The sequence below is a fragment of the Methylobacterium sp. genome (assembly GCF_019745455.1).
Taxonomy (GTDB): Bacteria; Pseudomonadota; Alphaproteobacteria; order Rhizobiales; family Beijerinckiaceae; genus Methylobacterium.
Genome location: NZ_JAIETD010000018.1, coordinates 1 through 24,343 on the forward strand (window position 1 = coordinate 1; position 24,343 = coordinate 24,343).

The window sequence follows — 24,343 nt, forward strand, 5'->3', positions numbered from 1 at the left end:
GCGACCGGCTTGGCTGCGACCGGCTTGGCTGCGACCGGCTTGGCTGCGACCGGCTTGGCTGCGACCGGCTTGGCCGCTGGTTTGACGGTTTGCGCCTTCACGGAAGCCGGATTGGGCTTCGGCGTCGCCTTCGTGGATGTGAGCTTCTGCGCGGGAGCTCCGGCGAGAACCGGACTTGTCTCGACGGACGTGTAGGCTGTCGCAGAGGCAGGCGTCGCCGGTCGTGTCTTCGTCGCGGCCGTCGCGTTCTTGTTGCGGGCGGCTTTCGCCTCTCTGGCAGCCTTGGCGGCTTCCATCTTAGCCGTGCGGGCAGCTGCCTTCTCGGCCTTCTCCTCATCGTCTTGCGCTTGCATGGCGAGCGCGCCTTCGGCCGCGTCGCGGCCGATCCAGACCGGGATCGGCTGCAGCGGCGCACGAGGCGGCAGGGCGCGATTGCGGAGCGCGGCACTGTTCATGGTGGCAAAGGCGAGTGCCGAGGGTAGCGGTGAGGCCGCAGCCATGAGCTGTGTATTCGCCTGGTCTGCATTGCCGCCCGCGACGACCGCGCCCTGGCCGGAATCCACCGGCATGGGTCTGCGCTTGTCGCAAATGTACGGCCGCATATCCGGCGGCGCCGAGACGCCGGATCCCGGAAGGCCTTCCAGCGTCGGCGCGGTCCATCCGGCCGATTGCGCGAAGCCGTAATCGAACAGGTCGGCCGCCTTGATGTCACGCTCGCGTGCGCTCGGCTGTCCCATCACCACGGTGATGATGCGGCGGCCGTTGCGGGTCGCGCTTGCGACGACGTTGAACCCGCCCGAACAGATGAACCCGGTCTTCATGCCGTCGGCGCCGGCATAGCGCCCGAGCAATCCGTTATGGTTCGCCATGACCGAGCGTCCGAACTGGATCGCGCTGATCGAGAAGAGCTGGTGGGAATTGGGGAAGTCGCGGGTGAGCGCGCGGCCGAGCACGGCCATGTCGCGGGCGGACGTGTATTGCCGGCTGTCGGGCAGGCCGTGAGGATTGGTCCAGCGGCTCTCGCGCATGCCGATGCGCGCAGACGCCTCGTTCATCATCGCCGAAAAGCCCTCGATCGACCCGCCGAGGTTCTCGCCGATCGCATGTGCAACGTCGTTGGCCGACTTGACCATGATGATCTTCAGGGCGTTGTCGAGGGTGAGCTGCGTACCCGGCTTGAAGCCCATCTTCGAGGGCGGTTCCGAGGCGGCCTCGGCCGAGATGGTGATCAGCGAATCGAGCGAGACCTTGCCCTGCCGCACCATGTCGAGGGCAACGTAGGCGGTCATCAGCTTGGTGATTGAGGCCGGAAACCACGGATCGGTCGCCGCCTGGGCGTGCAGGACTTTTCCGGAATCCACGTCGACCACCAGCATCGGCGCGGTCACCGCATGGGCGGCGCCGCCAGCGACCAGTGCCGCACTGGCGGCGAGCCCGAGAACGAAACGGCTCAGCAATCGGTTCGTCATCAGGCCCGTCTCGAAAAGGTCGGATCCGGCCGGTCGGCCGCCGACATCTTGGAATGTGATTCGGCGGCTCCGCACCACGAATGTCCCGCAAGGACATCATGACGAGAGGCACAACACCGCCGCACTCACGACTCCGCCCCACCAACGCGGGTTCCATGGCGAGAGCATGGCAGAGGGCTTAAGTGTCGCGGAGCGGACTATTTCGTCCGATAACCAGAGGCTCGACGCTGGCTCGCGCGAGGTGGCGTCGATGTGGCGCCGGGTCTAAGGCCTTGCGCCTCTTCAGCAGTGCCGAACGTTACGGCGGCCTAAGGTCACGATGTCCTACGCGGTCAAGGAACTTTTCCATACTCTCCAAGGCGAGGGCGCCCAGGCTGGACGCGCGGCCGTGTTCTGCCGCTTTGCCGGGTGCAATCTCTGGTCCGGCCGCGAGGAGGATCGCGCCGGCGCAGCCTGCCGCTTCTGCGACACCGACTTCATCGGAATGGATGGCGAGGGCGGAGGGCGGTTCGCGTCAGCGGTAGACCTGGCCGAGGCGATCGCCGTCGCCTGGGCCGGTGGGGAGCATCGCCGTTACGTCGTCTTCACCGGCGGCGAGCCGTTGCTTCAGCTTGATCCCGCGCTGATCGACGCGGTTCATTTCCGAGGGTTCGAGATCGCCGTGGAGACCAACGGCACGCTGGCCGCGCCAGACGGCATCGATTGGATCTGCGTCAGTCCCAAGGCCGGCAATCCGCTGGTCCAGACCTCCGGCCACGAGCTGAAGCTGGTCTATCCGCAGGACAGCTTCGACCTGGATGCCCTGGCCGGGCTCGCGTTCCGCCACCATTGGCTCCAGCCGATGGACGGGCCGGATCGGCTCGCGAACACCCAGGCCGCCGTTGAGTTCTGCCGCCGGGACGCCCGCTGGCGCCTCTCGCTGCAGACGCACAAGATCATCGGAATTCCATAGCGTTCCGGTGCCGACGGTGGCATCGCGCGTGCGGGACGGTTAGGTACGCCCCATGAAGATCACCCAAGCCTTCACCTTCGAGGCGGCGCATTGGCTGCCGAACGTGCCGGACACCCATCGCTGCCGGCGCATGCACGGCCATTCCTACCGTGTCGAACTCACCTTGAGCGCGCCGGTCGATCCGCAGACCGGCTGGGTCGTCGACTTTTTCGATGTCGAGACTGCCTTCGACCCTATCCTGAAGCAGCTCGACCATTACTGCCTCAACGAGGTCGAAGGCCTGGAGAACCCCACCGCCGAGCATATCGCGGCCTGGATCTGGCATCGCACCAAAGGGGCACTGCCGGCGCTCTCCTCCGTGAGGGTATTCGAGACACCGATGTCCTGGGCCGAATACGAGGGCGATTGAGCGCGATGATGGACGAGGGCGCCCTGGTCCTGTTCTCCGGCGGGCAGGATTCCACCACCTGCCTCGCCTGGGCGCTGGCGCGCTTCTCCCGCGTCGAGACTATCGGCTTCGATTACGGCCAGCGCCATCGCATCGAGCTCGATTGCCGCGCCCGCCTGCGCGAAGGCATTTCGACTCTCGATCCCGCCTGGGCCGCCAGGCTCGGCGAGGACCATATGGTCTCGCTGGATGCCCTGGGGGCGATCTCCGACACCGCGCTGACCCGCGAGACCGCCATCGCCTTCGAGGCGGATGGCTTGCCCAACACCTTCGTGCCGGGCCGCAACATCGTCTTCCTCACCTTTGCGGCGGCCCTTGCCTATCGCCGCGACCTTCGCCGCATCGTCGGCGGCATGTGCGAGACCGATTTCTCCGGCTATCCCGATTGCCGCGACGACACGATCAAGGCGCTGCAGGTCGCGCTCAACCTCGGCATGGACCGCCGCTTCGTCCTCGATACGCCCCTGATGCGGATCGACAAGGCCGCGACCTGGGCCCTCGCAAAGGAGACCGGCGGGCAGCCGCTGGTCGACCTCATCGTCGAGGACACCCACACCTGCTACCTCGGGGAGCGCGGGGAGCGCCACGACTGGGGCTACGGTTGCGGCACCTGCCCGGCCTGCGATCTGCGGGCGAAGGGGTATTGGGCGTTCGCGGTGAATAAGCCTTGATCGGTCTCAGCGCGCGTTCTCGACGCTCGGTTTGACGGTCAGTTGCAGACCTAAGGCCTTGAGAACGCGGAAGATGGTGTCGAAACCCGGATTCTCTTCCTCCGACAACGCGGAGAGCCTTTCGCTGGTGAGGCCTGTCTCTCGGGCAGCTTGGGTCATGCCCCGCGCCCGCGCGACGATCCCGATGGCTTCGCGTAACAGCACCGGGTCGCCCTCCTCCAGGACAGCCTCGATATAAAGCGCCACGTCCTCATCGGTCTTCAGATGCTCGGCCGTATCGTAGGGAACGGTTTCCAGAGGCATCGGATCACTCCTGCTCAGCCAAGGCATGAGCCTGTTCGATATCACGCTTCTGGCTGGACTTGTCTCCGCCGCACAAGAGAACCAGGACTTCGCATCCGCGCTGAATGAAGTAGATTCTGTACCCAGGGCCGTAATCAATTCGCATCTCGCTGACGCCATGACCAACGGCTTTGACATCGCCAGGGTTGCCGAGCCGGAGGCGATCGATCCGCATCTCGACGCGAGCGGCAGCTCGCCGATCCCGCAGCGTATCTAGCCATCGACCGAATATCGCTGTGCGGCGGAATTGCATGATGCGGATCATGCCTGACCGGGTACGGAAATGCACCGCCCAGATGCCTTTAGATAGTTTTGGCCGCTATCGACCGACGGGTTCGAATCCTCTTTCCGCCACGAGCCCATCCCGTTCCGCCCTCAGCAACCCGATCAGACGCTCCGTCAGATGATCCGGCGGCTGCCCGGCCGGCCGGATCAGCACCGTCTCGATCGGGATGCGGGGCCGGAACGGCCTGAGCACGATCGGCAGACCGGCAAGGTCCCGGCTCGCGACGGGATCGACGATGGCGAGCCCCAGGCCCTCGGCCACGAGTCCGCAGCGCGCCGCGGTGTACTGCGCCATGAAGGGGAAAAGCGGCGCGATCCCTGCTTGCGCGAGGGTGTCCTCGATCGCCTGCTGGAAAACGCCCGGGCCACCCGCGATCATGATCTCGCCCGCGAGATCCTCGACGCTGATCACGCGCTTGGCGGCAAGCGCGTGGCGTTTCGGCAGAGCGCAGACCGCCTCGACGGTGAGAAAGGGTTCGCTGGCGACGCCGGCATGGCCCGAGCGCGGCCGCACGAGGCCGATATCGCATTGTCCCGAGGCGGCCCAGGCCCAGATCGTGTCCGGGCTCGGCACGTGGACCGCGACGCGGACTCCCGGGTGTTCGATGGTCAGGCGCCGGATGGCGGAGGGAACCAGGCGGGAGACCAGGGCCGGTTGGCAGGCGACGCGCAGCGGCCCTGTGCCGAGTTCGCGGATCTGGCGGGCGGCGGCATGCAGGTGATCGAGGCCGGCATAGGTCCGTTCGACCTCGCGCGCGAACGCCTCCCCCTCCCGCGTCGGAACCGCGCTCCCATGGCCGCGCACGAACAGGAGGAAACCCAGTTCCGCCTCGAGCTGTGCGATCGCGCGGCTGACATGCGGCTGACCGATGCCGAGGGATGCGGCGGCCCTTGTCATCCCGCCATGGCGCATGACGGCGCGAAACAGGTCGAGATGGGCCGGGTTCATCATGCCTGATCCGCATGGATAGCGAGCGAGGCGGTATTTGACGGCATGGGGCGGTCGTGATTGTCAAGGTTCGAGACCGGCTGTTGGCGGTGCGGCGGTGTCGGTCGGGGGAGGCCGTGAGATGCAGCGGAATGCTCAGGGCTGGGGAAGCGGGCTCCTCGGCGTCATTATCTTCAGCGCATCATTGCCTGCGACGCGCGTCGCCGTCGGCGGCTTCACGCCGTTCTTCCTGACCTCGGCGCGCGCGGTCATCGCAGCCCTGCTCGGGGCCGGGCTGCTTCTGGTTCTGCGGCAACGGCGCCCTGCGAGAAGCGATCTTCTCTCGCTGGCGATCGTGTCCCTCGGCGTCGTCATCGGCTTCCCGCTCCTCACCGCGATGGCGCTCCGCCACATCACCGCGGCCCACTCCATCGTCTTCATCGGCTTGCTTCCCCTCGCCACCGTGATCTTCGGCGTCATGCGCGGCGGCGAGCGGCCGAAACCCGCCTTCTGGCTGTTCTCGGGCATCGGCAGCCTGACGGTCGCAGGGTTCGCGCTCGCCAACGGCGACGGCGCCTCACTCACCGGCGATCTCCTGATGGCGGTGGCCATCCTGCTCTGCGGTCTCGGCTATGCCGAAGGCGCCGCGCTCTCGCGCCGGCTCGGCGGCTGGCAGGTGATCTCCTGGGCACTCGTCTTGTCTCTGCCCGTAATGGCGGTCGTCGCGCTGGCGACGCTTCCGGACGTCTGGAGCGGCATCGGCCTGCCAGCTTGGCTCGGCCTCGCCTATGTCTCGGTCTTCAGCATGCTCGTGGGCTTCATGTTCTGGTATCGCGGGCTGGCGCTCGGCGGAATCGCCGGCGTCGGGCAGCTGCAACTGCTGCAGCCCTTCTTCGGCCTGGCGCTCGCAGGCCTCCTGCTGCACGAGCCGGTCGCCCCGACCATGCTGGCGGCCTGCAGCCTCGTCGTTCTGTGTGTCGCGGGAGCCAAGCGCTATGCCTGAACTCCTGGTCGCCGCCGTGCTGGCGATGGTGGCCGGCGCGAGCATCGTGGTCCAGCACGCGCTGAACACGAACCTCCGCAGCGCCCTGAGCTCGGCCGCATTGTACGGTGTCGCGAGCACGTGGTCGGGCTCGCCTGCATGGCGCTGCTCGCCCTCGCCCTGCGCGATCCCCTCCCCTCCGCGAGCGCGGCGGCCCGCATCCCCTGGTGGGCCTGGAGCGGCGGCCTGTTCGGCGCGATCTTCGTCGGCCTCTCGATCGTCCTCGTGCCGCAGCTCGGCGCGGCGACCTTCATCGCGCTCCTGGTCGCCGGCCAGATGCTCGCCTCGGTGACCTTCGACCATTTCGGATGGATGGGCCTGACCCAGCGCCCCCTCGACCTGCCGCGCCTGATCGGCGTGGCGCTCCTCGTCGGCGGCGTGGTGCTAATCCGGCGGTGACCGCTATCGTAAGCCGCTCCTTCGGCGACGAGGATGATTCGCGATGCTGCTCAAAGGGCTATCGGCCTTTCCGATCACGCCGTCCGATGCGGCCGGCCAGGTCGATACCGCCACCTTGGGCAGGCTCGTGGCGCCACTCGCGGCAGCGGGCGTCGATTCGATCGGCCTCCTCGGCAGCACCGGCACATACCCCTATCTCTCTCGCGCCGAGCGGCGCCGGGCCGTCGACGCCGCGCTGGAGGAAGTCTCAGGCCGGGTGCCGATTCTCGTGGGGGTCGGCGCGTTGCGGACCGATGAGGCCGTGCGGCTCGCCCAAGACGCGAGAGCGGCGGGTGCCGCAGCCGGCCTTCTCGCCGCCGTCTCCTATACGCCGCTGACCGAGGACGAGGTCTTCGAGCATGTCTCGACAGTGCTGCGGGAGAGCGGGCTGTCCCTCTGCCTCTACGACAATCCTGGCACCACGCATTTCCGCTTCACCTCCGCCCTCGTCGGGCGCTTGAGCGGGCTTCCCGGCATCGTCGCCGTGAAGAGCCCTGCCCCGGAGGCACCTGCCGTGGCGGCGCATCTGGCCGAGCTTCGTGGCGCCGTGCCGGACGGGTTCTCGCTCGGCTATAGCGGCGACTGGAATGCGGTGGAGGCACTGCTCGCGGGCGGCGACGCCTGGTACAGCGTCATCGCAGGCGCGTTCCCGCAGATCGCCTTGGCGATCGTCCGCGCCGTCGAGGGCGGGGATGCAGCCGAGGCGCGTCGGCTGAATGCGCGGCTCGAACCGCTCTGGGGCCTGTTCAGGGAGTTCTCCAGCCTGCGCGTGGTCTATGCGAGCCTCGACATCCTCGGGATCTGCCGTGCGAAGCCGCCGCGGCCGATCCTGCCGCTGGAAGGCGCGGCCCGGCAGCGGGTGACGGAGGTGCTCCTCTCGCTCGATCTAAGCCGATGATCGAATGATTCGTTCGCAGGCTCGCGCCTGTAAACGCGAGAGCATCTTGGATGTGCGCATCTCCTCCCTCCCGCGACCTCATCCTAAGGTGCCCGCGTCAGCGGGCCTCGAAGGAGGCCTCCAGTGATTGCGGAGCCCACTGGAGGCCTCCTTCGAGGCTTCGCTCCGCTTCGCGCCTCAGGATGAGGTGGTGGGAGGGAGGAGCGGGGAGCGCTCGAACAAGGCTCGCCTCACCCCCCAATCGCCTGCAGCACGATCTCTCGCCGATGCGGTCGGTCGCGGTGCTCGATGACGTAGATCCCCTGCCAGGTGCCCAAAGCCGGTCTGCCGCCGACGATCGGAATGGTCAGGCCCGAATCCGTCACCATGGTGCGGATATGGGCGGGCATGTCGTCCGGCCCCTCGATCCCATGGACGTAGCCCGCATGGCGCGGAGCGAGGGTGTCGAGGGCCGTCATGAGGTCGGTGCGCACGTCCGGGTCGGCGTTCTCCTGGATTGTCAGGGACGCTGAGGTGTGCCGGCAGAACACCGTGACCAGGCCCTGTGCGATGCCGGCGGAGGCGACGAACTCGACCACGCTCTCGGTGATGTCGGTGAAGCCCTGGCCCGGTGTCGAGACCGTGAACCGGGCGCTCGCCTGGCGCCGCATCTCGCCGTCCTGAAAGCCCTCGATCAGTCCGATCCGGCCCGCCTTCATTCGCTCGCCTCCATGCTCTCGCCCGGCGCGACCTCGCGCTCTCCCCGTGCCAGGATGCGCTCCAGGGCCTCGACGCGATCGGCTTCCCGCGCGGGCTTGTCCCACCGGATGCGGCTGACGCGGGGGAAACGCATGGCCACGCCGGATTTGTGCCGCGTCGAGCGCTGCACGCCCTCGAAGGCGATCTCGAGCACCAGACCGCTATCGGCGCCGTAGGCCACCTCGCGGACGGGACCGAAGCGCTTCGTCGTGTTGTTGCGGACGTAGCGATCGAGCTTGGCGAGCTCGGCATCCGTGAACCCGTGATAGGCCTTGCCGACGGGCACGAGTTCCTCGCCGCCCTCGGGCGCCTCGCGCCAGCAGCCGAAGGTGTAGTCCGAGTAGAACGACGAGCGCTTTCCGTGACCCCGCTGGGCGTACATCATCACGGCGTCGACGATGTGCGGCTCGCGCTTCCACTTCCACCACGGGCCCTTCGGCCGGCCGGGAAGGTAGGGACTGGAGCAAGATTTGAGCATGACGCCCTCGATCGCGTCGGCATCCTCCCCCGCCCCGACCGAGGCCGGGTCGGCCCGGGCGGCGGCAAGCTCCTCCCAGGTCGCGAAGGGGACGAGCGGCGACAGGTCGATGCGGGCATGGTCGAGGGCGCCGACGAAGCCTTCGAGGCGCGTCCGGCGCTCGATGAAGGGCAGCGGGCGCAGATCCTCGCCCTCGGCGGTCAGGAGATCGTAGGCGCGGACATGGGCCGGGAACTCCTCCAGGAGCTTGCCCGTCACCGCCTTGCGGTTGAGCCGCTGCTGCAGGACGTTGAAGCTCTGCACCCTTTCCTCCCGCAGGATCAGGAGCTCGCCGTCGAGCGTCCCCTCGAAGGTGATCGCCTCGGCCAGGTCCGGGAATGCGTGGCTGATATCCTCGCCGGTGCGCGAGTAGATCTTCGCCACCTGGACTCCGTCCCGGTCGCGACCACCGGCGAGCTGGACGCGGATTCCGTCCCATTTCCACTCGCCCGAGAAATCTCGCGGATCGAACTTGTCGAGGTCGGCTTCCTCGTCGATCGGGTGCGACAGCATCGGCGGCCGGAACGGCGCCGGATTGAGCGTCTCCGGCCGTTCGGCCCGGCCCTCGACCCAGGCGAACAGGCTCTCGTAGGGCGGCGCAAGGCCGTGCCAGACCTCCTCGACGGCATCGGCGTCGTGGCCGCCGAGCGCGCCGACGGCGGTCTTGGCGAGCCGCGCTGAGACGCCGACCCGCAGGGCCCCGGTGATGAGCTTGAGAAGCGCCCAGCGCTCGGTCTCGTCGAGGGCATCGAGCCAGGCGGCGATATGGCCCGGAAGGTTGGATTTTTTCGTGGTCGCCAGGGTGTCGACGACCTCCGCAAGGGTTGGGATGTGCGGGGGCGGGTTGTTGTGGCCGAGGAGCGGTGCGCATTCCCCTCCCCCCTCTGCGGGGGAGGGTGGCCCACGAAGTGGGTCGGGAGAAGGGAGCATTGCCCTCTTCAGATATGCCTCGGTTCCCTCTCCCGCCTCGCTCTGCGAGGCACCCTCCCCCGCAGAAGGGGGAGGGCTTTCCTGCGGCCAGATCAACGCCGTCGTCTCCGCCAGATCCCCCACATAATTGTGCGACAGCCCGAACAGCACGGGATCGACCCGCGCCTCGACGAGGCCGCGGATCATCGCGGGCTTGGCTTCCTTGAAGGTCAGGCCGCCGGTCATGGCGGCGAGCGCATAGCCCCGCTCCGGGTCTGGCGCATGCGTGAAATAATCCTGCAGCAGCCGCAGCTTGGCGTTGCGGCGAGGCTCGTAGGCGAGGCGGTCGAGGAGATGGGCGAACTCGTTCACGCCGCCGCCTCCGGTGTCTCCGCTTCGCCGTCGTCGCCGTAGCCGAGCATGTGCAGCGGCCGCGCCCTGATCCCTTGCGTCCCGCACCAATGCACCAGCGCGTCCTCCTGCCCGTGCGTGACCCAGACCTCCCCGGCACCCGTCTCGCGGATGGTGCGGCAGAGGTCCGGCCAATCGGAGTGGTCGGAGATGACCAGCGGCAGCTCGACGCCCTTCTGGCGGGCGCGGGCGCGTACCCGCATCCAGCCCGACGCGAAGGAGGTGACAGGGTCGGGGAACTTGCGGGACCACAAATCCTGGATCGCCGAGGGCGGGCACAGCACGATGGCGCCGTGGAGCTTTGCCCGGTCGGCGGCCGCGACTTTCGGCGTCTCGCCGAGCGGAATGCCCTCGCGCTTGTAGAGCTCGGTGAGCTTCTCCATCGCGCCGTGAAGATAGATCGGCTGGTCGTAACCGGCCTGTCGCAGCAGGGCCATCACCCGTTGCGCCTTGCCGAGCGCATAGGCTCCGACGATGTGGGCGCGTTCGGGAAACAGCGCGACGGAAGCGAGCAGCTTCTTCACCTCGTCCGACGTATCCGGCATCCGGAACACCGGCAGCCCGAAGGTCGCCTCAGTGATGAAGACGTCGCAGGGCACGACCTCGAAGGGCAGGCAGGTCGGGTCCGGTGCGCGCTTGTAGTCGCCGGAGACCACGACGCGCAGGCCGTCCTTCTCTACGGCGATCTGTGCCGAGCCGAGCACGTGGCCGGCCGGGGCGAAGCGCACCGTGACGTCGCCGATGCGGATCGATTCGCCGAGTCTCGCTTCCTGACGGGTGCCGCAGAAATCCTCGCCGTAGCGCACGGCCATGATCCGCAGGGTCTCGGGCGTCGCGAGCACGTGGCCATGGCCGGAGCGGGCATGGTCGGCATGGCCGTGTGTGATCAGCGCCCGCTTCACCGGCCAGGTCGGGTCGATATGGAAACGTCCGAGCGGGCAATAGAGCCCTTCGCGGGTGAGGGTGAGAAGATCGCTGGCGCTGAGGGGCATGGGAGCGGATATAGGGCTCAGATCCCCGGTCAGGACCCCTCTCGAACCCGCTCATGGCCCTTCAGCAGAGTTCCGGAGACATCCTCGCCGACCGTCGCTATGAGTATGCGCAGTCCTGCCTTGCCGAAGGGAATGCACTCGCCGCCGCCGAAATGGCCGAGCAAGCCCTCGATCTCGCCCCGCGTTACGCTCCGGCCTGGTTTCTCCTCGGCCGAGCGCGCGAGGCACGCCATCGAAAGGGAGGCCTGCCGGCCGACCACGACGCCGCCATCCGCGCCTATGCCACTGCCCTAGAACTCGATCCGGAGGATGGCCTCGGCGCCCGCCTCCACCTCACGCGGCTAGGCGAAGGAGTGATGCTGGAGGCGATGAGCCCAGCCTATGTCAGGGCGCTGTTCGACGGCTACGCGCCGCGCTTCGAACGCCACCTCGTCGGGGATCTCGCTTATCGCGGGCCGGCGATCGTAATCGACGCTCTCGACCGCGTTGCCGGCGCCGCGGCTCGATTTGCAACGGTGTTCGACCTCGGCTGCGGCACCGGCCTTATGGGCGAGGCTCTGACCGGACGGTCGCAGAACCTCGTCGGCGTCGACCTCTCGCCCGCCATGCTGGTGCGGGCCGAGAAGTCCGGCCATTATCGGCGCCTCGTCGCCGGCGATCTTCGGACCTTCCTGATTGCCGAGCCCGAGGGCATCGCCGATCTCGTCGTGGCGGCTGACGTGTTCATCTACCTCGGGGACCTCGTCCCCATCTTCGCGGCCATCGCCACGACCCTCAAGCCGGAAGGCTTCTGCGCCTTCACGGTGCAGTCCCATGAGGGCGATGACGTCGTACTCGGGGAGGACGGACGGTACGCCCATGGCGACGCGTTTCTGCGGCAGGCGGCGACGGCGTGCGGCCTCGCGGTTCGGCTATTCGAGGAAGCCGCCGTCCGACGCGAGCGCGGTGCCGCCGTACCGGGACGGGTTGTGGTTCTGGAGCGATCCTGAGCAGGCCTTCGCCGTGTCGCGTGAGCCTCTTCGCGACGGTCTCATCGCGAAGTGATCGCGTCGCCGGAAGGGATCGCCCTCGGCGATGCAACCCTATGGCTCAGTTTCTGTTGCCGTCCGCTTGCAGAACGCCGTCGCACTGAGGCGCGGCCTCAGGAGAAGACGATGGCGGACCAGCAGGACAAGTCGTTTCCGGCGAGCGCGACGACGCGAGTCCCGCTCGCCCTGGCGCTGTCCGGCCTCGCCGGCTGCGCGGATTCCATCGGTTTCCTCGAATATTCCCAGCTCTTCATGTCGTTCATGAGCGGCAACACCACGCGCTTCGGCGTCTCCGCCAGCCTCGGCGATTGGGAGAGCACGGCTCGAGTCGCCTCCGTGATCCTGATCTTCTGCTTCGGCGCCTTCGCGGGCACGCTGATCGCCGCCTGGGTCGGGGCATGGCGGCTCTCGGTGCTGCTCCTGCTGCAGGCCCTGCTCCTGGCGGCGGGCGTCGTCATGCCCTACGGCACCTTCGCCTGGCCGCTCCACGCCTACCCGATCGTCCTTGCCCTCGGCCTCCAGAACGCGACGCTCCAGGACGAGGCCGGCAGAAGCCTCGCCCTCACCTACGTCACCGGGGCGGTGGTGCGGTTCGGGACCGGGTTGGCGAACCTCATCCTGCACAAGCCGGCGCCGTCTTTCTGGATCCAGGCTCCGCTCTGGGGGGCCCTGAGCACCGGCGCCGTCGTCGGCGGCATCCTGCAGAACCGCTTCGGCGAGGACGCCTTTCTGGTTCCGGCGGCCCTCGCCGGCATCCTCGCGGTGGTCGCCGTCGTCCTGACCTTGGCCAAGCCGGGCAGCGCCTACGTCACCGGCCCGTCGGCTCCGGCTCCCGACGCGCCCGCAAGCGCGCCTCCGGTCGGTGAACCGGCGGTGAGCCGTGGCTGAGATGGCGAGGCTCACCCAAGCGCCGCCGCTTCGAGCCTAGTCCGATCCCGAAGGCCCACGCATCCGCTTGGTCTCGCTCCGGCGCGACTTGTCGTCGAGGCGGCGCTTCTTCGAGGCAAGGGTCGGGCGGGTGGCGCGGCGCGGGGTCGGTGGCACCGCTGCCTCGGCGACGAGTTCGGCCAGCCGCTCGCGGGCGTCGGCGCGGTTTCGATCTTGGGTTCGAAAACGCTGTGCATTGATGACGATGACGCCATCCTGAGTCAGCCTGCGGCCGGCGAGCCGCATCAGCCGAACCGCGACGGGATCCGGCAGGGATGCCGAACGACGGACATCGAAACGAAGCTGCACGGCGGTGGAGAGCTTATTGACGTTCTGGCCGCCGGGACCCGAGGCGCGCACGAAGCTCTCTTCGAGTTCCGCCTCGTCGATGGCGATGAGCGGCGTGCATTGCAGGACCATGGCCGCTCCCGCCCACTTTCGATCTCAGCCTGCATCCGCCGGAGTGCGGGCCTTCACGGCCAGGGCGTGAAGGCCGCGCTGGAACGCCGGCTCCAGCACGCCGTTGACGAGGCGATGGCGCTCGACCCGGCTCTTCCCTTCGAAGGCTGAAGAGACCACATCTAGCCTGAAATGCGTTTCGCCCGCCTCGCGCCAACCGGAATGGCCGGCATGGAGGTGGGACTCGTCGACCACCTCGAGGCTGGTGGGTGCCAGGGCCTCCGTCAGCGCCTTGGCGATCCAGTCCTTCAGCGTTCCCGTCTCGCTCATCGTCTCTTCCTCCGGGGCCGATCCTCGGCTCATCCGCGTCAACCCCCGATGTCCGCATGCGTCATCAGGCCCGGCGCACTTGTGTTGGCCTGCCGCCCCCTCATAATCGCCTGGTCATGGATCTCAACTCGCGCCTGTTCGACAGCATCCGTATCAAGCCGACCTGCGACGAGCCCAAGGCGGCCGACGCGGCGGGATGCGAGACGCCCGGCTGCAAGCTGGCCGGGCTCTACCGCGCGCCGAAGGGGCGCAAGGCGGAAGGTCAGTATTGGCGCTTCTGCATCGATCACGTCCGCGCCTACAACGCGACCTACAATTACTTCGACGGAATGAACGACGCCGCCGTTCAGGCCTATCAGAAGGATGCGGTGATCGGTCATCGTCCGACCTGGGCGATGGGCGTCAATCCGGCGACTCGTGCGAGCAAGGCCGATGGCGGCGAACCGGCACGCGACTGGGCCTATGTCGATCCGCTCGGCATTCTCCGCGCCGAGGGGGTCGGGGGTACCAAACGTCGTGCGGCGCCGGAGCCGGTTCGGCCGCGCCATTCGGCCAAGATCCTGCGAGCGCTCGACGTCCTCGGCCTCGACGAGACCGCCGACACGGCGGCGATCAAGGCACAGTACAAGGTGCTGGTGAAGCGCTTCCATCCCGATGCCAATGGCGGAGATCGATCCTTCGAGGAGCGACTGCGCGACATCATCAAGGCGCACGATACCCTGCGGGCTGCCGGACTTTGTTGACGGTCCTGCTCTTTCGCTCAGGTCGGCACGAACGATGCAGGCCGCGCATGACGGCATTTCACGGGTCCGGTTCGGCAAATCGCGGATGAAGCCCTATATGCGGATGGCGTTTCGCGAAGTCCCGACGTTGCCGTTTGCCGGTGATGACGACTAAGCATGGCGCTTAGCTGCGGAGCCGAAGCGGCATCGCGGCGTTCCATGAACGATAGATCCCGCGAGGTTCGTGCCCTGAGGCACGCCTCGCCCCGACGAGGTCCTTATGCTCTCTGACGACACGCCTGCTTCGCTTCCCGACCGGACCGTTTCGGTCCGTGACGTGTTCGGCATCGACATCGACCTCAAGGTCCCGGCTTTCTCCAAGACCGACGAGCACGTCCCCGACCTCGATGCGGATTATCTCTTCGACAGAGAAACGACGCTGGCGATCCTTGCCGGCTTCGCGCGAAACCGCCGCGTCATGGTCACCGGCTATCACGGCACCGGCAAGTCGACCCATATCGAGCAGGTCGCGGCGCGGCTGAATTGGCCTTGCGTGCGGATCAACCTCGACAGCCACGTCTCGCGCATCGACCTCGTCGGCAAGGACGCGATCGTGGTGGAGGAAGGCAAGCAGATCACCGCCTTCCGGGACGGCATCCTGCCCTGGGCGCTGCAGAACAACGTCGCCCTCGTCTTCGACGAATACGATGCCGGGCGCCCCGACGTGATGTTCGTTATCCAGCGCGTCCTGGAAGTCTCGGGCCGCCTGACGCTTCTCGACCAGAAGCGGGTGATCCGCCCTCACCCGGCCTTCCGCCTGTTCGCCACGGCCAACACGGTTGGTCTTGGCGACACCTCGGGGCTCTATCACGGCACCCAGCAGATCAATCAGGGCCAGATGGACCGCTGGTCGATCGTCACCACGCTGAATTACCTCGCCCATGACCGCGAGGTCGACATCGTCCTCTCCAAGGCGACGCATTACCAGCGCGAAGGCGGCCGTGATGTCGTCAACCGGATGGTGCGTGTCGCGGATTTGACCCGCAATGCCTTCATGAACGGTGATCTCTCCACCGTCATGAGCCCGCGCACGGTGATCACCTGGGCGGAGAATGCCGAAATCTTCGCCGATGTCGGCTTCGCCTTCCGCGTGACCTTCCTCAACAAGTGCGATGAGCTCGAGCGGACCCTGGTGGCCGAATTCTACCAGCGCGCCTTCGGCAAGGAATTGCCCGAAAGCGCGGCGAACGTGGCGCTGAGCTGACGATCCTGGGAGGATGCGATGGGTGAGCCCGTTCCGAAGGACAGGCGACCCGGTGAGGGAACGACGCCGTCCGTGCGGACTCGCTATGAGGACGACCTCTATACCTGGGTCCAGGAGCAGGTCGTCCACCTCCGCGCCTGCGGGGTCGAAGCGCTCGACCTCGACGATATCGCCGAGGAGCTGAGCGAGGTGGGCCTCGACGAATATTGCCGGCTCCGGAGCGCGATCGAGATCATCCTGCTTCACATGCTTGAGTGGGATCACCAGCCCGAGCGTCGCAGCAGGAGCTGGGCGCTCAGTATTGCCGAGCATCGCGAGCGCGCGCTCATTCACCTGAGGAAGAGCCCTGGCTTGAAGGCCAGCCTTCAAGAGGTGCAGCAGGATGCTTTCCGCCTGACTCGCCTGGGCGCGGCGAGGCAGATGAAAAGGTCTCCGCGATCCTCGCCTGCGGACTGTCCCTATGCGTGGGACGACCTCCTGACCCGTCCCTTCCTGTTCGAGGCAGATCGCTAGCTCGCATGTCCATCTCCAACCGCAAACCCGGCGACCGCCGCGAGGCCGTGTCCGAGCCGTTGAAGCGCTCCGTCGCGGGGTGCCTGCGCGCTATCGCCAAGCGGGCCGAGGTCGAGGTCACCTATGCCAGCGACCGGCCGGCGCTGACCGGCGACAAGGCGCGCCTGCCCGAGCCTCCGCGTAAGCTTTCGCCCGGTGACGTCGCGATCCTGCGCGGCAACGCCGATTCCATGGCGCTTCGCCTCGGCTGCCACGACGTCGCGGTGCACCGCCGCCTGGCGCCCGAGAACGCGGCAGCCCGCGCGGTTTACGATGCCGTCGAGCAGGCCCGCGTCGAGGCCATCGGCTCGCGCCGGATGGCGGGTGTCGCCAGCAACATCTCGGCCATGCTGGAGGACCGCTACCATCGCGGCGGCAAGTACGAGGACATCACCGACCGGGCCGACGCGCCGATGGAGGACGCCGTCGCCCTGATGGTGCGCGAGCGCCTGACCGGGCAGGCCCCACCCGAGGCCGCTCGAAAGATCGTGGAGCTGTGGCGTTCGCATATCGAGGACAAGGCGGGGACGAACCTCGACGGCCTGATGAACTCGATCGAGAACCAACGGACGTTCGCACGCTCCGTACGTGACCTCCTCTCCTCCCTCGACCTCGCCGACGAGACGCCCCTCGAACCCGAGGACGACGACAGCGACGACGACAGCGAGGCGCAGGACGACGAGCAGAATCCGAGCGACGGCGATGCCGAGGAGCAGAGCCAGGGCGACCGTGCCGAGATGGAAAGCTCGGAGGAAGCCTCCGACGATCTGCAGGAGGGCGCCACAGAATCCGCGGACGCACCCTCCGGCGAGCTCCCCGACGAGGCCGAGGATGCGGAATCCGAGGAAGCCTCGGAAGCCTGGCGGCCTCCGACGTCAAAGGCCAACGAAGCGCGCGGGCCCGATTACAAGATCTTCAACCAGCGATTCGACGAGATCATCCATGCCGAGGATCTCTGCGACGGCGAGGAACTTGCGCGCCTGCGCAGCTACCTCGACAAGCAGCTCGCCCATCTCCAGGGCGTAGTCGGCCGTCTCGCCAATCGGCTCCAGCGCCGCTTGCTGGCTCAACAGAACCGGGCCTGGGACTTCGATCTAGAGGAGGGCCAGCTCGACCCGGCTCGTCTGGTGCGCGTGATCACCGATCCGTTCCAGCCACTCTCCTTCAAGCAGGAGAAGGACACGAACTTTCGCGATACCGTCGTCACGCTGCTGCTGGACAATTCCGGCTCGATGCGGGGACGCCCAATTACCGTGGCGGCGACCTGTGCCGATATCCTGGCACGGACGCTGGAACGCTGCGGCGTCAAGGTCGAGATCCTCGGATTCACGACGCGGGCCTGGAAGGGCGGGCAATCGCGCGAGGCCTGGCTCGCGGCGGGCAAGCCCAACGCCCCAGGACGCCTCAACGACCTTCGCCACATCGTCTACAAATCCGCCGACGCGCCCTGGCGCCGTGCCCGGAAGAACCTCGGCCTGATGATGCGCGAGGGGCTCCTCAAGGAGAACATCGACGGCGAGGCCCTCGACTGGGCGCATAAGCGCCTGCTTGTGCGGCCCGAACAGCGAAAGATCCTGATGGTGATCTCCGACGGCGCGCCGGTGGACGATTCGACCCTGTCGGTGAACCCCGGCAACTACCTCGAACGTCACCTGCGCTGGATGATCGAGGACATCGAGACCCGCTCGCCGGTCGAGCTTCTGGCCATCGGCATCGGCCACGACGTGACGCGTTACTACAAGCGCGCCGTCACGATCATCGACGCCGAGGATCTCGGCGGCGCGATGACCGAGAAGCTGGCGGAGCTGTTCGAGGAGGATGACGGCGGCGTGATCAGGGCGCCGCGGCGGGCGGGCGGACAGCGGTAGGAAAGCGCCACTGCGTCTGCGGCCTCCTGCCCGACGCGACCCAGTTCCACGGCACGGCATCCGCGACGCGGGCGCGGGCTTATCAACCTTATAGGAGTTAAAGCCTAATTATATACCTGACAAAGCAGACTTTGGGAATCCATTCGGCTACAAGCTGATCGGTTAAGGCATTGATGCAGCGGGTGAGTTCGCTATGGCGGACGAAGAAAAATTGCAGGAATTTCCGCCTATAGACTGGGCTTACGGATTTCCACCCATTCATTGGCCTCAAGGCGAAGCCGTCCGCTCTGAGAGCCAAATTCGTAGCTTTGTTGATATTGCCAGACAGGAGATTTCTGAGCTTTTCGATCGGCGAGTTCGAGAAGGTGGCGAATGGCTCTCGCCATGGGAGCTAGACGACGTATGCGATCGTATATTTGTTCGCGCGTCTCAGAAAGCTTAAACCCCTGTATGCACATCAGATACTGATTAAACAAATATATTGCGTGCTCCGCCTCAAATATCTGATCTCTAATAGAATAGAGTGACTTGATCGTGTAGTGATAAACCTTAGCCATAAAGTCTTTTCTTTGCTCTGGGGTAGTCGTAAAATCCAGGCTTTTCAATTCCCTCAACAATCTTGTTTGTATTGTAACTCCATCAGTCATATTTATCCATAGAATACTTTCCGGCAAGACATCAGTACAGAAGTACTGCCCATGCGCTAAGCTATTTCTCTCGCCTTCTGCGGCATCAACAACGACCATTAAAGCCTTTAGAATGGCTGTTGCCTCGGCTTCTAAATGTATGGCAGCAGCATAGATCGCTTCCTTGCGTGCGGTAGAGCGACGAAGCGTCAGGTATACCGCTACGGCAGCGTCTGTGTCGGCGCGAAGAAGGAGCGCAAGCATCCGCGCCATTTGCATTTCGACTTCGGGCCACGTCCCGAGGCACTGGCCTATGACCGCTGCGTGATTGGGGCGAAGCACGAAAACTTGTTGGCCGATCGTCCAAGGTGCATGCTTCGCGGCATACGGAAGAGGTTGGCGAGACATGAGTGAACGGCCCAAACAGGAAGACGAAGCCAAGCTAGAGGCTCGCCACGCGAAGGGGCAAGCGTCGGCGGCCCCTGAACCCGACGAAGCGCGGATGAGCCAGATCGCCAAGCGGCTGCTGTCGACACCGCCTGAGAAGCGGAAGCCGCTTCCAAATAAGGGCTAAAGGCGGTCGAGGCTTCTCTCGATTTTTATGTATATGCATACCAAGCATCTTATTGGCGCAGTCTGATGCAATGGACGGCGGGCTAGTTTGGCCCTATGAGGATGCGGAACGACCCTGATCATAAGCCGTTAACCCGCACCTAACACAGTGTGTCGCAACTCGGGCCGGGCTAGCAGTGACGACATGAACCTCTTTCAAACATTTCGGCTCTGGCTAGGCCTTAGCAGCGACAAGAGCGAGAAGCTCGCGTTCAAAAATCAGCGCGAGGCTGCGGAGTTTGTGCGCCGTCTTTATAATGAGAACGGGGCGCCAAACGCCAAGCTCAAGGAAGTTTACCGCCGCGGTCGTGAAATGCGTGATAGCAACAACATCAGCGTGGCCGCGCGCTAGAACCCTTGCAAGTAATTATTGAGAGCTATCAACGAGACCGCCCGCGCAATTTTTTTGAGTGCGGACGGCGTCCCATAGATAACTGGTACAAGAATAATTCAAAGAAGTGCTTTGATCGCGTCGAATATCGCGTTTTTGAAGCCATCTTCCCTGCGACAGGTCGGGTTGTAGGTTATTACGCGCTGCAAATTGGAAACGAGAGCATGGCGGCTCTTCCAAGCAAGCCAGCAGATTACACGAAAAATTATACCGCATTTCCGGCCGTTCATTTAGCGTTTCTAGGTGTGCACCGGGAATGCCAACGCAAAGGCGTCGGAACCGCGCTGTTGTCGGACGTCTTTGATAAGGTATATCAAATCTCGGAAATTGCTGGGATGTACGCCCTAACTCTTCAGTCATACGACGAAGAGTCTACTGCGTTCTACAGCAGCCTAGGGTTTGAGCCATACTCTGATAGTAAAGCATCGCCAAAGATGCTAATGCCAATTAGAACCATACGCGCCTTAGTGGAAGGTGAATAACCGGCCGAGAATAAATTTAATATTTGCGCGCTTCCGCATTGCGCAAGCGCCTTAAATGTCTCTCAGCCCTATAGATATCGACTGGCTTCGTCAGTCCGCCGATAGGTGAGGCGCTTGCCGGCAAGGCCCTGCGCCAACTGGCAGGAACGCTCATAGTCGCTGTAGCCGAGCTTGGTGCGGTGGTTGTAGCGGAAGTCGAACTCAGCGAGGTAGCGGTGAAGGTGCTTCTCAGCGCAGTGCTGATAGATACCCTTCATGCCGCGCTTGAAGATGCTGAAATAGCCCTCGATCGTGTTGCTGTGGACCTCGCCACGGACGTACTCGCCGACCGAATGCTTGACGGTGGAGTGCTCCACGAAGTGCGCTGAGAGGCCCGTGTAAAGGCGGCTCTCGTCGGTGAAGAACTTCGACTCCTTGGCGATGTTCTCCTTCACGATCGCGGTCACGGCGACCTTGTCGGCCACGCCAGGATGAAACGAGCGGACTGTGCCGCCACGCTCAACCAGGGACACGATCGCGAGCTTGTTGGACGGGCCAGAGCGACCGCCCTTGGTGTAGGGGAGGCCCTTGCGCTTCGGGGAAGGACGGCTCTCCTCCGTCTTGCCGAAATAGGTCTCGTCGGCCTCCACGATCTTGCCTTCGCCGCCGATCGGGCCGGCGTCGGGACCGGGACGCATGGCCTCACGGATGCGATGGGAGAGGAACCACGCCGTCTTGTAGGTGACACCGAGCATGCGGTGGAGCTGGTGAGCCGACATGCCCTTCTTGGACGAGGACATGAGATGCATTGCCATCACCCACTTGTTGAGCGGGATCTTGGAACGCTCCATGACGGTGCCGACCGTGACGGTGAACTGCTCACGGCACTCGTTGCACTGATAGACGCCGGGGCGATGGGCCTTGCCAGCGAGCGCCTTGATCTTGGCTTCGTCGGCGTTGCCGCAGTGAGGGCAGACCCGACCGTTCATCCAGCGCTGCGCTTCAAGCCAAGCGCGGGCGGCGTCAACGTCGATGAAGCGAGGGTCCGAGAGGTTCATAACAAGCGTGTCCGTTCGATAGATAGGACTTACACCCTCGTTTCTGCTTTGTCACGTATATAATTGCGAGTTAAAGCCTATGAGGCGACATTACTCCTAATCCTCGCCACATTGGAACAAATCATGAACGAGGACGATCCATGCGGCTCCCTTCGAAGCATCAGGGCGAGATTGATGCCCTCCGTTACCGGCTCGCCGCCCTGGCCTTCGAGACGAAGCTGATTCGCGTTCAGCGGAGCCTGGATCGCAAGTACAGCGCCGACCAACCTCGCGCTCCGGCTGGACAGTCAGATGGCGGACGGTGGATCAGGGTCGGGTCCAGTTCGAATGATTGGTCGATCGAGGAGGGTGCGATCGGGTCGGACGGTACGGCGATCCGCTTCACCTACAATCGTGGCGATCGGTCGAAGGGCTGGGATGAACGCCACATCGTCGTCGCTCCCGACGGCACGAGCACGATCTTCGAAACGACAGGAGCGGTCCAAACCGTCCGCGACGGGAAGTCGGGCGAAGTCATAGCGAGGACGCGATGGACAGGCGATGGCCTTGAGGAGGAGGCGGTGGCGCAGCCGGCCTTCTCGCTGAAGCCCCCGCTTCTGCTGCCGGGCATCACGCCTGCCCACACTCGCCCTTCGATCAGGCGGCGAAGCTTTACGACTACCTATCGAGCCGCAACACCGCCGAACGTAAGGCCGTCTTCGGCTTCAACGCGCGGGACTATGATGCGACTGTTCCGGCGGAGACCCGCGCGACGCCGGGCTTCTGGGTCTGGACGTTGACACGCGACGTGGTCAACGAAGCGTGCCCCCTGCGCCCCGTCGTCCAGGACCGTACCGACTTGGCCGCGGACACGATCAAGATGCTGGGCAATTACTGGAATCCGAGCGAGTATGGGACGCGGGTCCACAAGGAACTGGAACACCTGATCGAAAGGCTGAATGACGATAGGTTGGTTCCGGAGTATTCTCTGCTGAAGTCAGGGAGTGAGGCAGTCTACGGAACTCTCGACAGATTTCGACTTGACGTCTTGGAGCGAGCACCAGTTTTTACGGCATGCATACACGAAGTAAAAACTGGAAATTCGCCGCTGACCGCCGCACGATCCTCTGAATTGGCGTTTGCTGTTTATAAAACGTTTCCTGGAACGAAGTGTATCGTCGTCATCGAGATGAGGCCCTACGAGCAGCCATGACGACGAAGCGCCAGATCAAGAAGCTGCTCCAGCCGATCGCCGTGACGATCTTGTTCGTTTTGACTACTGTATCGTTATGAAGCCTCTTCGCCACGTTTTAAGGAGCATCTGGATCTACCGCCGCCGGAATGCCGAACTGTTCAGGCCCTTTTGCCTCGTATCCCATATGTTCACGTATACCGGAGCGGCAAGCGGTCGAGATACAGATATGTTCCCAAGACAGAATCGCGACATTATTTAGGACCATGATGACCGTCGCGTTGCTGGAGAATTGTCGTATTCCGTTGAGAACTTCACAATTCATTTCCTGAGAAAAATGGAAGATCTTGAAACCTTCTTGGAACATACGAGAAGTCTGATTGGATTTTCCGCAGGCTATTTCGGAAGACTTGGCTACAGGAACTTTCTCAGGGAGGCCGGAGACGTCGACGCCGCGATGAAAATTTACGGCAAGGGTTTCGACATGTCGGTCTATATTTCGCCTCGGGACAGCCCCTCGTACAAACAGTATTACGCCGATGTCCAGACGGCGATCGATCGGCGGGCGCCGCTCGTCGCGGCGGACGACAAGTCGGGTGTCGGCGATGTCCTTCGGGATATGGAACGGGTGACGGCCCGCAAGCTCGGGATGGAGCATCTGTGGGAGCCGACGCCGTTCCCCTTCGAAGCTAATGATCGGGCTGTCGGATCAGTATGAAATGCGGCCCCGAGACGGTGAAGGGGAGCCCGATCGAATCATTTCAGGAGCCTGCCTCCCTTCCGATCGAGGGCGTCTCTGGATGCCTCCGCCGAATTCGGATCTCCGGTCTACAGCGCTCAGTGAATTGCGCTGATCCTGCTCAGCCCTTCCCGAGGACCGCGAGCCAACCGAGCGTCGTCACGGCGGCGAGTAGGGTCGAGATCATCACGGCGGCGGCGATGATGCCGGTCTCGGCCCGGTAGCGGACCGCGAGCAGGTATGAGTTGATCCCGATCGGCATCGCGGCGAACAGCACCGCCACGCCGGCATAGGCGGGCGGCATCGTGAAGACGTGGAACGCCAGCACCCAGACTGCCAGCGGGTGGATCAGAAGCTTCAGGCCTGAGATGACCAGAGCGCCCGGCAGGTCGTGCACCACCCGGTAGCGGACGAGGCCGGCGCCGAGGGCAATGAGGGCGCAGGTCGAGGCGGTGCCGGCGATGGCGTCGATCAGGGTCTTGACCATGCCGCCCGGCGAGAGCCCGAGGCCCTTCATCGCGAGGCCGGCTGCCAGGGCGAGGAAGATCGGGTTGCGGGCAAGCACGAGCCCGAGGCTGCGCAGCCGCCTCACTACCGATTGGTCTCCGTCCGATTCGATCAGGAAGGTCGCGGCGCCCATCATCAGCGGCAGGTGGACGGCGAGCAGCATGAAGAGCGGGAAGGCGCCGGCCTCGCCATAGGCCTGCAGGATCATCGGAACGCCGATGAAGACGGTGTTGGACTGGCTCGCCGCAAAGCCGTGAAGGACGGCGCCGCGGCGACCGACGCCATCGCGCCGTGCGCCGATGAAGGACGCCGCCGCCCAGGCCACCGCGACGCCGCCGAAATAGCTGAACCAGAACGACCAGGTGATCGCACCGGTGAGGCCGGGCCGTGTCAGGGTGGCGATGATGAGGGCCGGAACCGCGATCGCGAAAACGTATTCGGACAAGCCCTCGCTGACCTTCTCCGACAGGAGGCCGGCCAGGGCCGCGCCCCATCCGATCAGGATGAGGCCGAAAATCGGAGCGATGAGAAGGAGGGCGTTCATCGGCCGTGGCGGACCGTGTCACGAACAGGAAAGGCCGCCGCACGCTTCAGGCATGCGACGGCCGATCGAAACGAGAATGAAGATCGAAAGCGAGAGGCTCGAGA

27 protein-coding genes and 1 pseudogene are annotated in these 24,343 nt (G+C 64.9%); 16 read left to right on the forward strand and 12 right to left on the reverse strand.

Going from position 1 to position 24,343, the window contains the following annotated elements:
• Positions 1-1,469, reverse strand: a 1,469-nt coding sequence (locus K2Y56_RS02795; RefSeq protein WP_292504762.1) for a serine hydrolase, incomplete at its 3' end; no start/stop codon positions are given.
• 319 nt (positions 1,470-1,788) lie between these two features.
• Between K2Y56_RS02795 and queE the strand changes: the two genes are divergently transcribed.
• Genes queE through queC form a run of 3 tightly spaced genes read left to right on the forward strand, consistent with a single transcriptional unit; the run spans position 1,789 to position 3,540 of the window.
• The gene (gene queE / locus K2Y56_RS02800) at positions 1,789-2,421 is read left to right on the forward strand and encodes a 7-carboxy-7-deazaguanine synthase (protein WP_292504765.1); all 633 of its coding nucleotides are present in this window, start codon (positions 1,789-1,791) and stop codon (positions 2,419-2,421) included.
• A gap of 52 nt (positions 2,422-2,473) precedes the next feature.
• Positions 2,474-2,830, forward strand: coding sequence for a 6-carboxytetrahydropterin synthase QueD (gene queD / locus K2Y56_RS02805; protein WP_292504766.1), 357 nt, complete (start codon positions 2,474-2,476; stop codon positions 2,828-2,830).
• A 5-nt stretch (positions 2,831-2,835) separates the two neighbouring features.
• Positions 2,836-3,540 (forward strand): 7-cyano-7-deazaguanine synthase QueC, encoded by a 705-nt coding sequence (queC, locus tag K2Y56_RS02810; RefSeq protein ID WP_292504954.1) that lies wholly within the window; start codon positions 2,836-2,838, stop codon positions 3,538-3,540.
• 6 nt (positions 3,541-3,546) lie between these two features.
• Here the strand turns inward: queC and K2Y56_RS02815 are convergent, their stop codons facing one another.
• The 3 genes from K2Y56_RS02815 to K2Y56_RS02825 are packed head-to-tail and all read right to left on the reverse strand — an operon-like array spanning position 3,547 to position 5,119.
• Entirely contained in the window at positions 3,547-3,843 is a 297-nt protein-coding gene (locus K2Y56_RS02815) for an addiction module antidote protein (RefSeq protein ID WP_292504769.1), read from the reverse strand.
• Positions 3,844-3,847: 4 nt separating this feature from the next.
• Complete coding sequence (locus K2Y56_RS02820; RefSeq protein ID WP_366848136.1) at positions 3,848-4,147, reverse strand: type II toxin-antitoxin system RelE/ParE family toxin; 300 nt, start codon at positions 4,145-4,147, stop codon at positions 3,848-3,850.
• 54 nt (positions 4,148-4,201) lie between these two features.
• Positions 4,202-5,119, reverse strand: coding sequence for a LysR family transcriptional regulator (locus K2Y56_RS02825; protein WP_292504771.1), 918 nt, complete (start codon positions 5,117-5,119; stop codon positions 4,202-4,204).
• 118 nt (positions 5,120-5,237) lie between these two features.
• Here K2Y56_RS02825 and K2Y56_RS02830 point away from each other — a divergent pair, with 118 nt between their 5' ends.
• The 3 genes and pseudogenes from K2Y56_RS02830 to K2Y56_RS02840 all read left to right on the forward strand — a co-directional run bounded on the left by K2Y56_RS02830 (position 5,238) and on the right by K2Y56_RS02840 (position 7,473).
• Positions 5,238-6,098 carry a DMT family transporter gene (locus K2Y56_RS02830; RefSeq protein WP_292504773.1) on the forward strand — a complete coding sequence of 287 codons (861 nt, stop codon included), beginning with the start codon at positions 5,238-5,240 and terminating at the stop codon, positions 6,096-6,098.
• Positions 6,091-6,536, forward strand: a pseudogene (locus K2Y56_RS02835) (DMT family transporter). The gene K2Y56_RS02830 and the pseudogene K2Y56_RS02835 overlap by 8 nt, the downstream one beginning before the upstream one ends.
• 43 nt (positions 6,537-6,579) lie before the next feature.
• Positions 6,580-7,473, forward strand: coding sequence for a dihydrodipicolinate synthase family protein (locus K2Y56_RS02840; RefSeq protein WP_292504775.1), 894 nt, complete (start codon positions 6,580-6,582; stop codon positions 7,471-7,473).
• 230 nt (positions 7,474-7,703) lie between these two features.
• On the opposite strand, the gene K2Y56_RS02845 is transcribed toward K2Y56_RS02840, so the two are convergent.
• Genes K2Y56_RS02845 through K2Y56_RS02855 form a run of 3 tightly spaced genes read right to left on the reverse strand, consistent with a single transcriptional unit; the run spans position 7,704 to position 11,040 of the window.
• Positions 7,704-8,171 carry a secondary thiamine-phosphate synthase enzyme YjbQ gene (locus K2Y56_RS02845; RefSeq protein ID WP_292504778.1) on the reverse strand — a complete coding sequence of 156 codons (468 nt, stop codon included), beginning with the start codon at positions 8,169-8,171 and terminating at the stop codon, positions 7,704-7,706.
• Positions 8,168-10,009: a cisplatin damage response ATP-dependent DNA ligase gene (locus tag K2Y56_RS02850; protein ID WP_292504781.1), complete on the reverse strand. Its 1,842-nt coding sequence runs from the start codon at positions 10,007-10,009 to the stop codon at positions 8,168-8,170. Before K2Y56_RS02850 ends, K2Y56_RS02845 begins: the two co-directional genes overlap by 4 nt.
• Positions 10,006-11,040 (reverse strand): ligase-associated DNA damage response exonuclease, encoded by a 1,035-nt coding sequence (locus tag K2Y56_RS02855; RefSeq protein ID WP_292504783.1) that lies wholly within the window; start codon positions 11,038-11,040, stop codon positions 10,006-10,008. Before K2Y56_RS02855 ends, K2Y56_RS02850 begins: the two co-directional genes overlap by 4 nt.
• 53 nt (positions 11,041-11,093) lie before the next feature.
• Between K2Y56_RS02855 and K2Y56_RS02860 the strand changes: the two genes are divergently transcribed.
• A complete protein-coding gene (locus tag K2Y56_RS02860) occupies positions 11,094-12,029 on the forward strand; it encodes a methyltransferase domain-containing protein (protein ID WP_292504786.1) in 936 nt (311 codons plus the stop codon).
• Between the two features lie 165 nt (positions 12,030-12,194).
• Positions 12,195-12,956, forward strand: coding sequence for a YoaK family protein (locus K2Y56_RS02865; RefSeq protein ID WP_292504788.1), 762 nt, complete (start codon positions 12,195-12,197; stop codon positions 12,954-12,956).
• Between the two features lie 36 nt (positions 12,957-12,992).
• On the opposite strand, the gene arfB is transcribed toward K2Y56_RS02865, so the two are convergent.
• Both arfB and K2Y56_RS02875 read right to left on the reverse strand, forming a co-directional pair.
• The gene (gene arfB, locus K2Y56_RS02870; protein ID WP_292504792.1) at positions 12,993-13,415 is read right to left on the reverse strand and encodes an alternative ribosome rescue aminoacyl-tRNA hydrolase ArfB; all 423 of its coding nucleotides are present in this window, start codon (positions 13,413-13,415) and stop codon (positions 12,993-12,995) included.
• Between the two features lie 24 nt (positions 13,416-13,439).
• Positions 13,440-13,724, reverse strand: coding sequence for a BolA family protein (locus K2Y56_RS02875; RefSeq protein WP_292504793.1), 285 nt, complete (start codon positions 13,722-13,724; stop codon positions 13,440-13,442).
• A 116-nt stretch (positions 13,725-13,840) separates the two neighbouring features.
• Between K2Y56_RS02875 and K2Y56_RS02880 the strand changes: the two genes are divergently transcribed.
• The 4 genes from K2Y56_RS02880 (at position 13,841) to cobT (ending at position 18,130) form a co-directional block, all read left to right on the forward strand.
• Positions 13,841-14,467 (forward strand): DnaJ domain-containing protein, encoded by a 627-nt coding sequence (locus K2Y56_RS02880; RefSeq protein ID WP_292504794.1) that lies wholly within the window; start codon positions 13,841-13,843, stop codon positions 14,465-14,467.
• 259 nt (positions 14,468-14,726) lie between these two features.
• Positions 14,727-15,710: a cobaltochelatase subunit CobS gene (gene cobS, locus K2Y56_RS02885; RefSeq protein WP_292504797.1), complete on the forward strand. Its 984-nt coding sequence runs from the start codon at positions 14,727-14,729 to the stop codon at positions 15,708-15,710.
• An 18-nt stretch (positions 15,711-15,728) separates the two neighbouring features.
• Complete coding sequence (locus tag K2Y56_RS02890) at positions 15,729-16,223, forward strand: DUF29 domain-containing protein (RefSeq protein ID WP_292504799.1); 495 nt, start codon at positions 15,729-15,731, stop codon at positions 16,221-16,223.
• Between the two features lie 5 nt (positions 16,224-16,228).
• A complete protein-coding gene (gene cobT / locus K2Y56_RS02895) occupies positions 16,229-18,130 on the forward strand; it encodes a cobaltochelatase subunit CobT (RefSeq protein WP_292504801.1) in 1,902 nt (633 codons plus the stop codon).
• Between the two features lie 227 nt (positions 18,131-18,357).
• Here the strand turns inward: cobT and K2Y56_RS02900 are convergent, their stop codons facing one another.
• A complete protein-coding gene (locus K2Y56_RS02900; RefSeq protein ID WP_292504805.1) occupies positions 18,358-19,029 on the reverse strand; it encodes a hypothetical protein in 672 nt (223 codons plus the stop codon).
• Positions 19,030-19,513: 484 nt separating this feature from the next.
• Between K2Y56_RS02900 and K2Y56_RS02905 the strand changes: the two genes are divergently transcribed.
• Together K2Y56_RS02905 and K2Y56_RS26430 are read left to right on the forward strand one after the other, a co-directional pair.
• Entirely contained in the window at positions 19,514-19,720 is a 207-nt protein-coding gene (locus K2Y56_RS02905; RefSeq protein WP_292504807.1) for a hypothetical protein, read from the forward strand.
• A gap of 5 nt (positions 19,721-19,725) precedes the next feature.
• Complete coding sequence (locus tag K2Y56_RS26430; RefSeq protein ID WP_366848141.1) at positions 19,726-20,241, forward strand: GNAT family N-acetyltransferase; 516 nt, start codon at positions 19,726-19,728, stop codon at positions 20,239-20,241.
• A 68-nt stretch (positions 20,242-20,309) separates the two neighbouring features.
• Here the strand turns inward: K2Y56_RS26430 and K2Y56_RS02910 are convergent, their stop codons facing one another.
• Positions 20,310-21,278, reverse strand: a complete 969-nt coding sequence (locus tag K2Y56_RS02910; protein WP_292504810.1) for an IS1595 family transposase — start codon at positions 21,276-21,278, stop codon at positions 20,310-20,312.
• Positions 21,279-22,116: 838 nt separating this feature from the next.
• On the opposite strand from K2Y56_RS02910, the gene K2Y56_RS02915 reads away from it, so the two are divergent.
• Together K2Y56_RS02915 and K2Y56_RS02920 are read left to right on the forward strand one after the other, a co-directional pair.
• Positions 22,117-22,470 (forward strand): hypothetical protein, encoded by a 354-nt coding sequence (locus tag K2Y56_RS02915; protein WP_292504812.1) that lies wholly within the window; start codon positions 22,117-22,119, stop codon positions 22,468-22,470.
• Between the two features lie 316 nt (positions 22,471-22,786).
• Positions 22,787-23,167 (forward strand): hypothetical protein, encoded by a 381-nt coding sequence (locus K2Y56_RS02920; protein ID WP_292504815.1) that lies wholly within the window; start codon positions 22,787-22,789, stop codon positions 23,165-23,167.
• A 142-nt stretch (positions 23,168-23,309) separates the two neighbouring features.
• Here the strand turns inward: K2Y56_RS02920 and K2Y56_RS02925 are convergent, their stop codons facing one another.
• Entirely contained in the window at positions 23,310-24,239 is a 930-nt protein-coding gene (locus tag K2Y56_RS02925) for an AEC family transporter (protein ID WP_292504817.1), read from the reverse strand.
• Positions 24,240-24,343 lie beyond the last annotated feature (104 nt).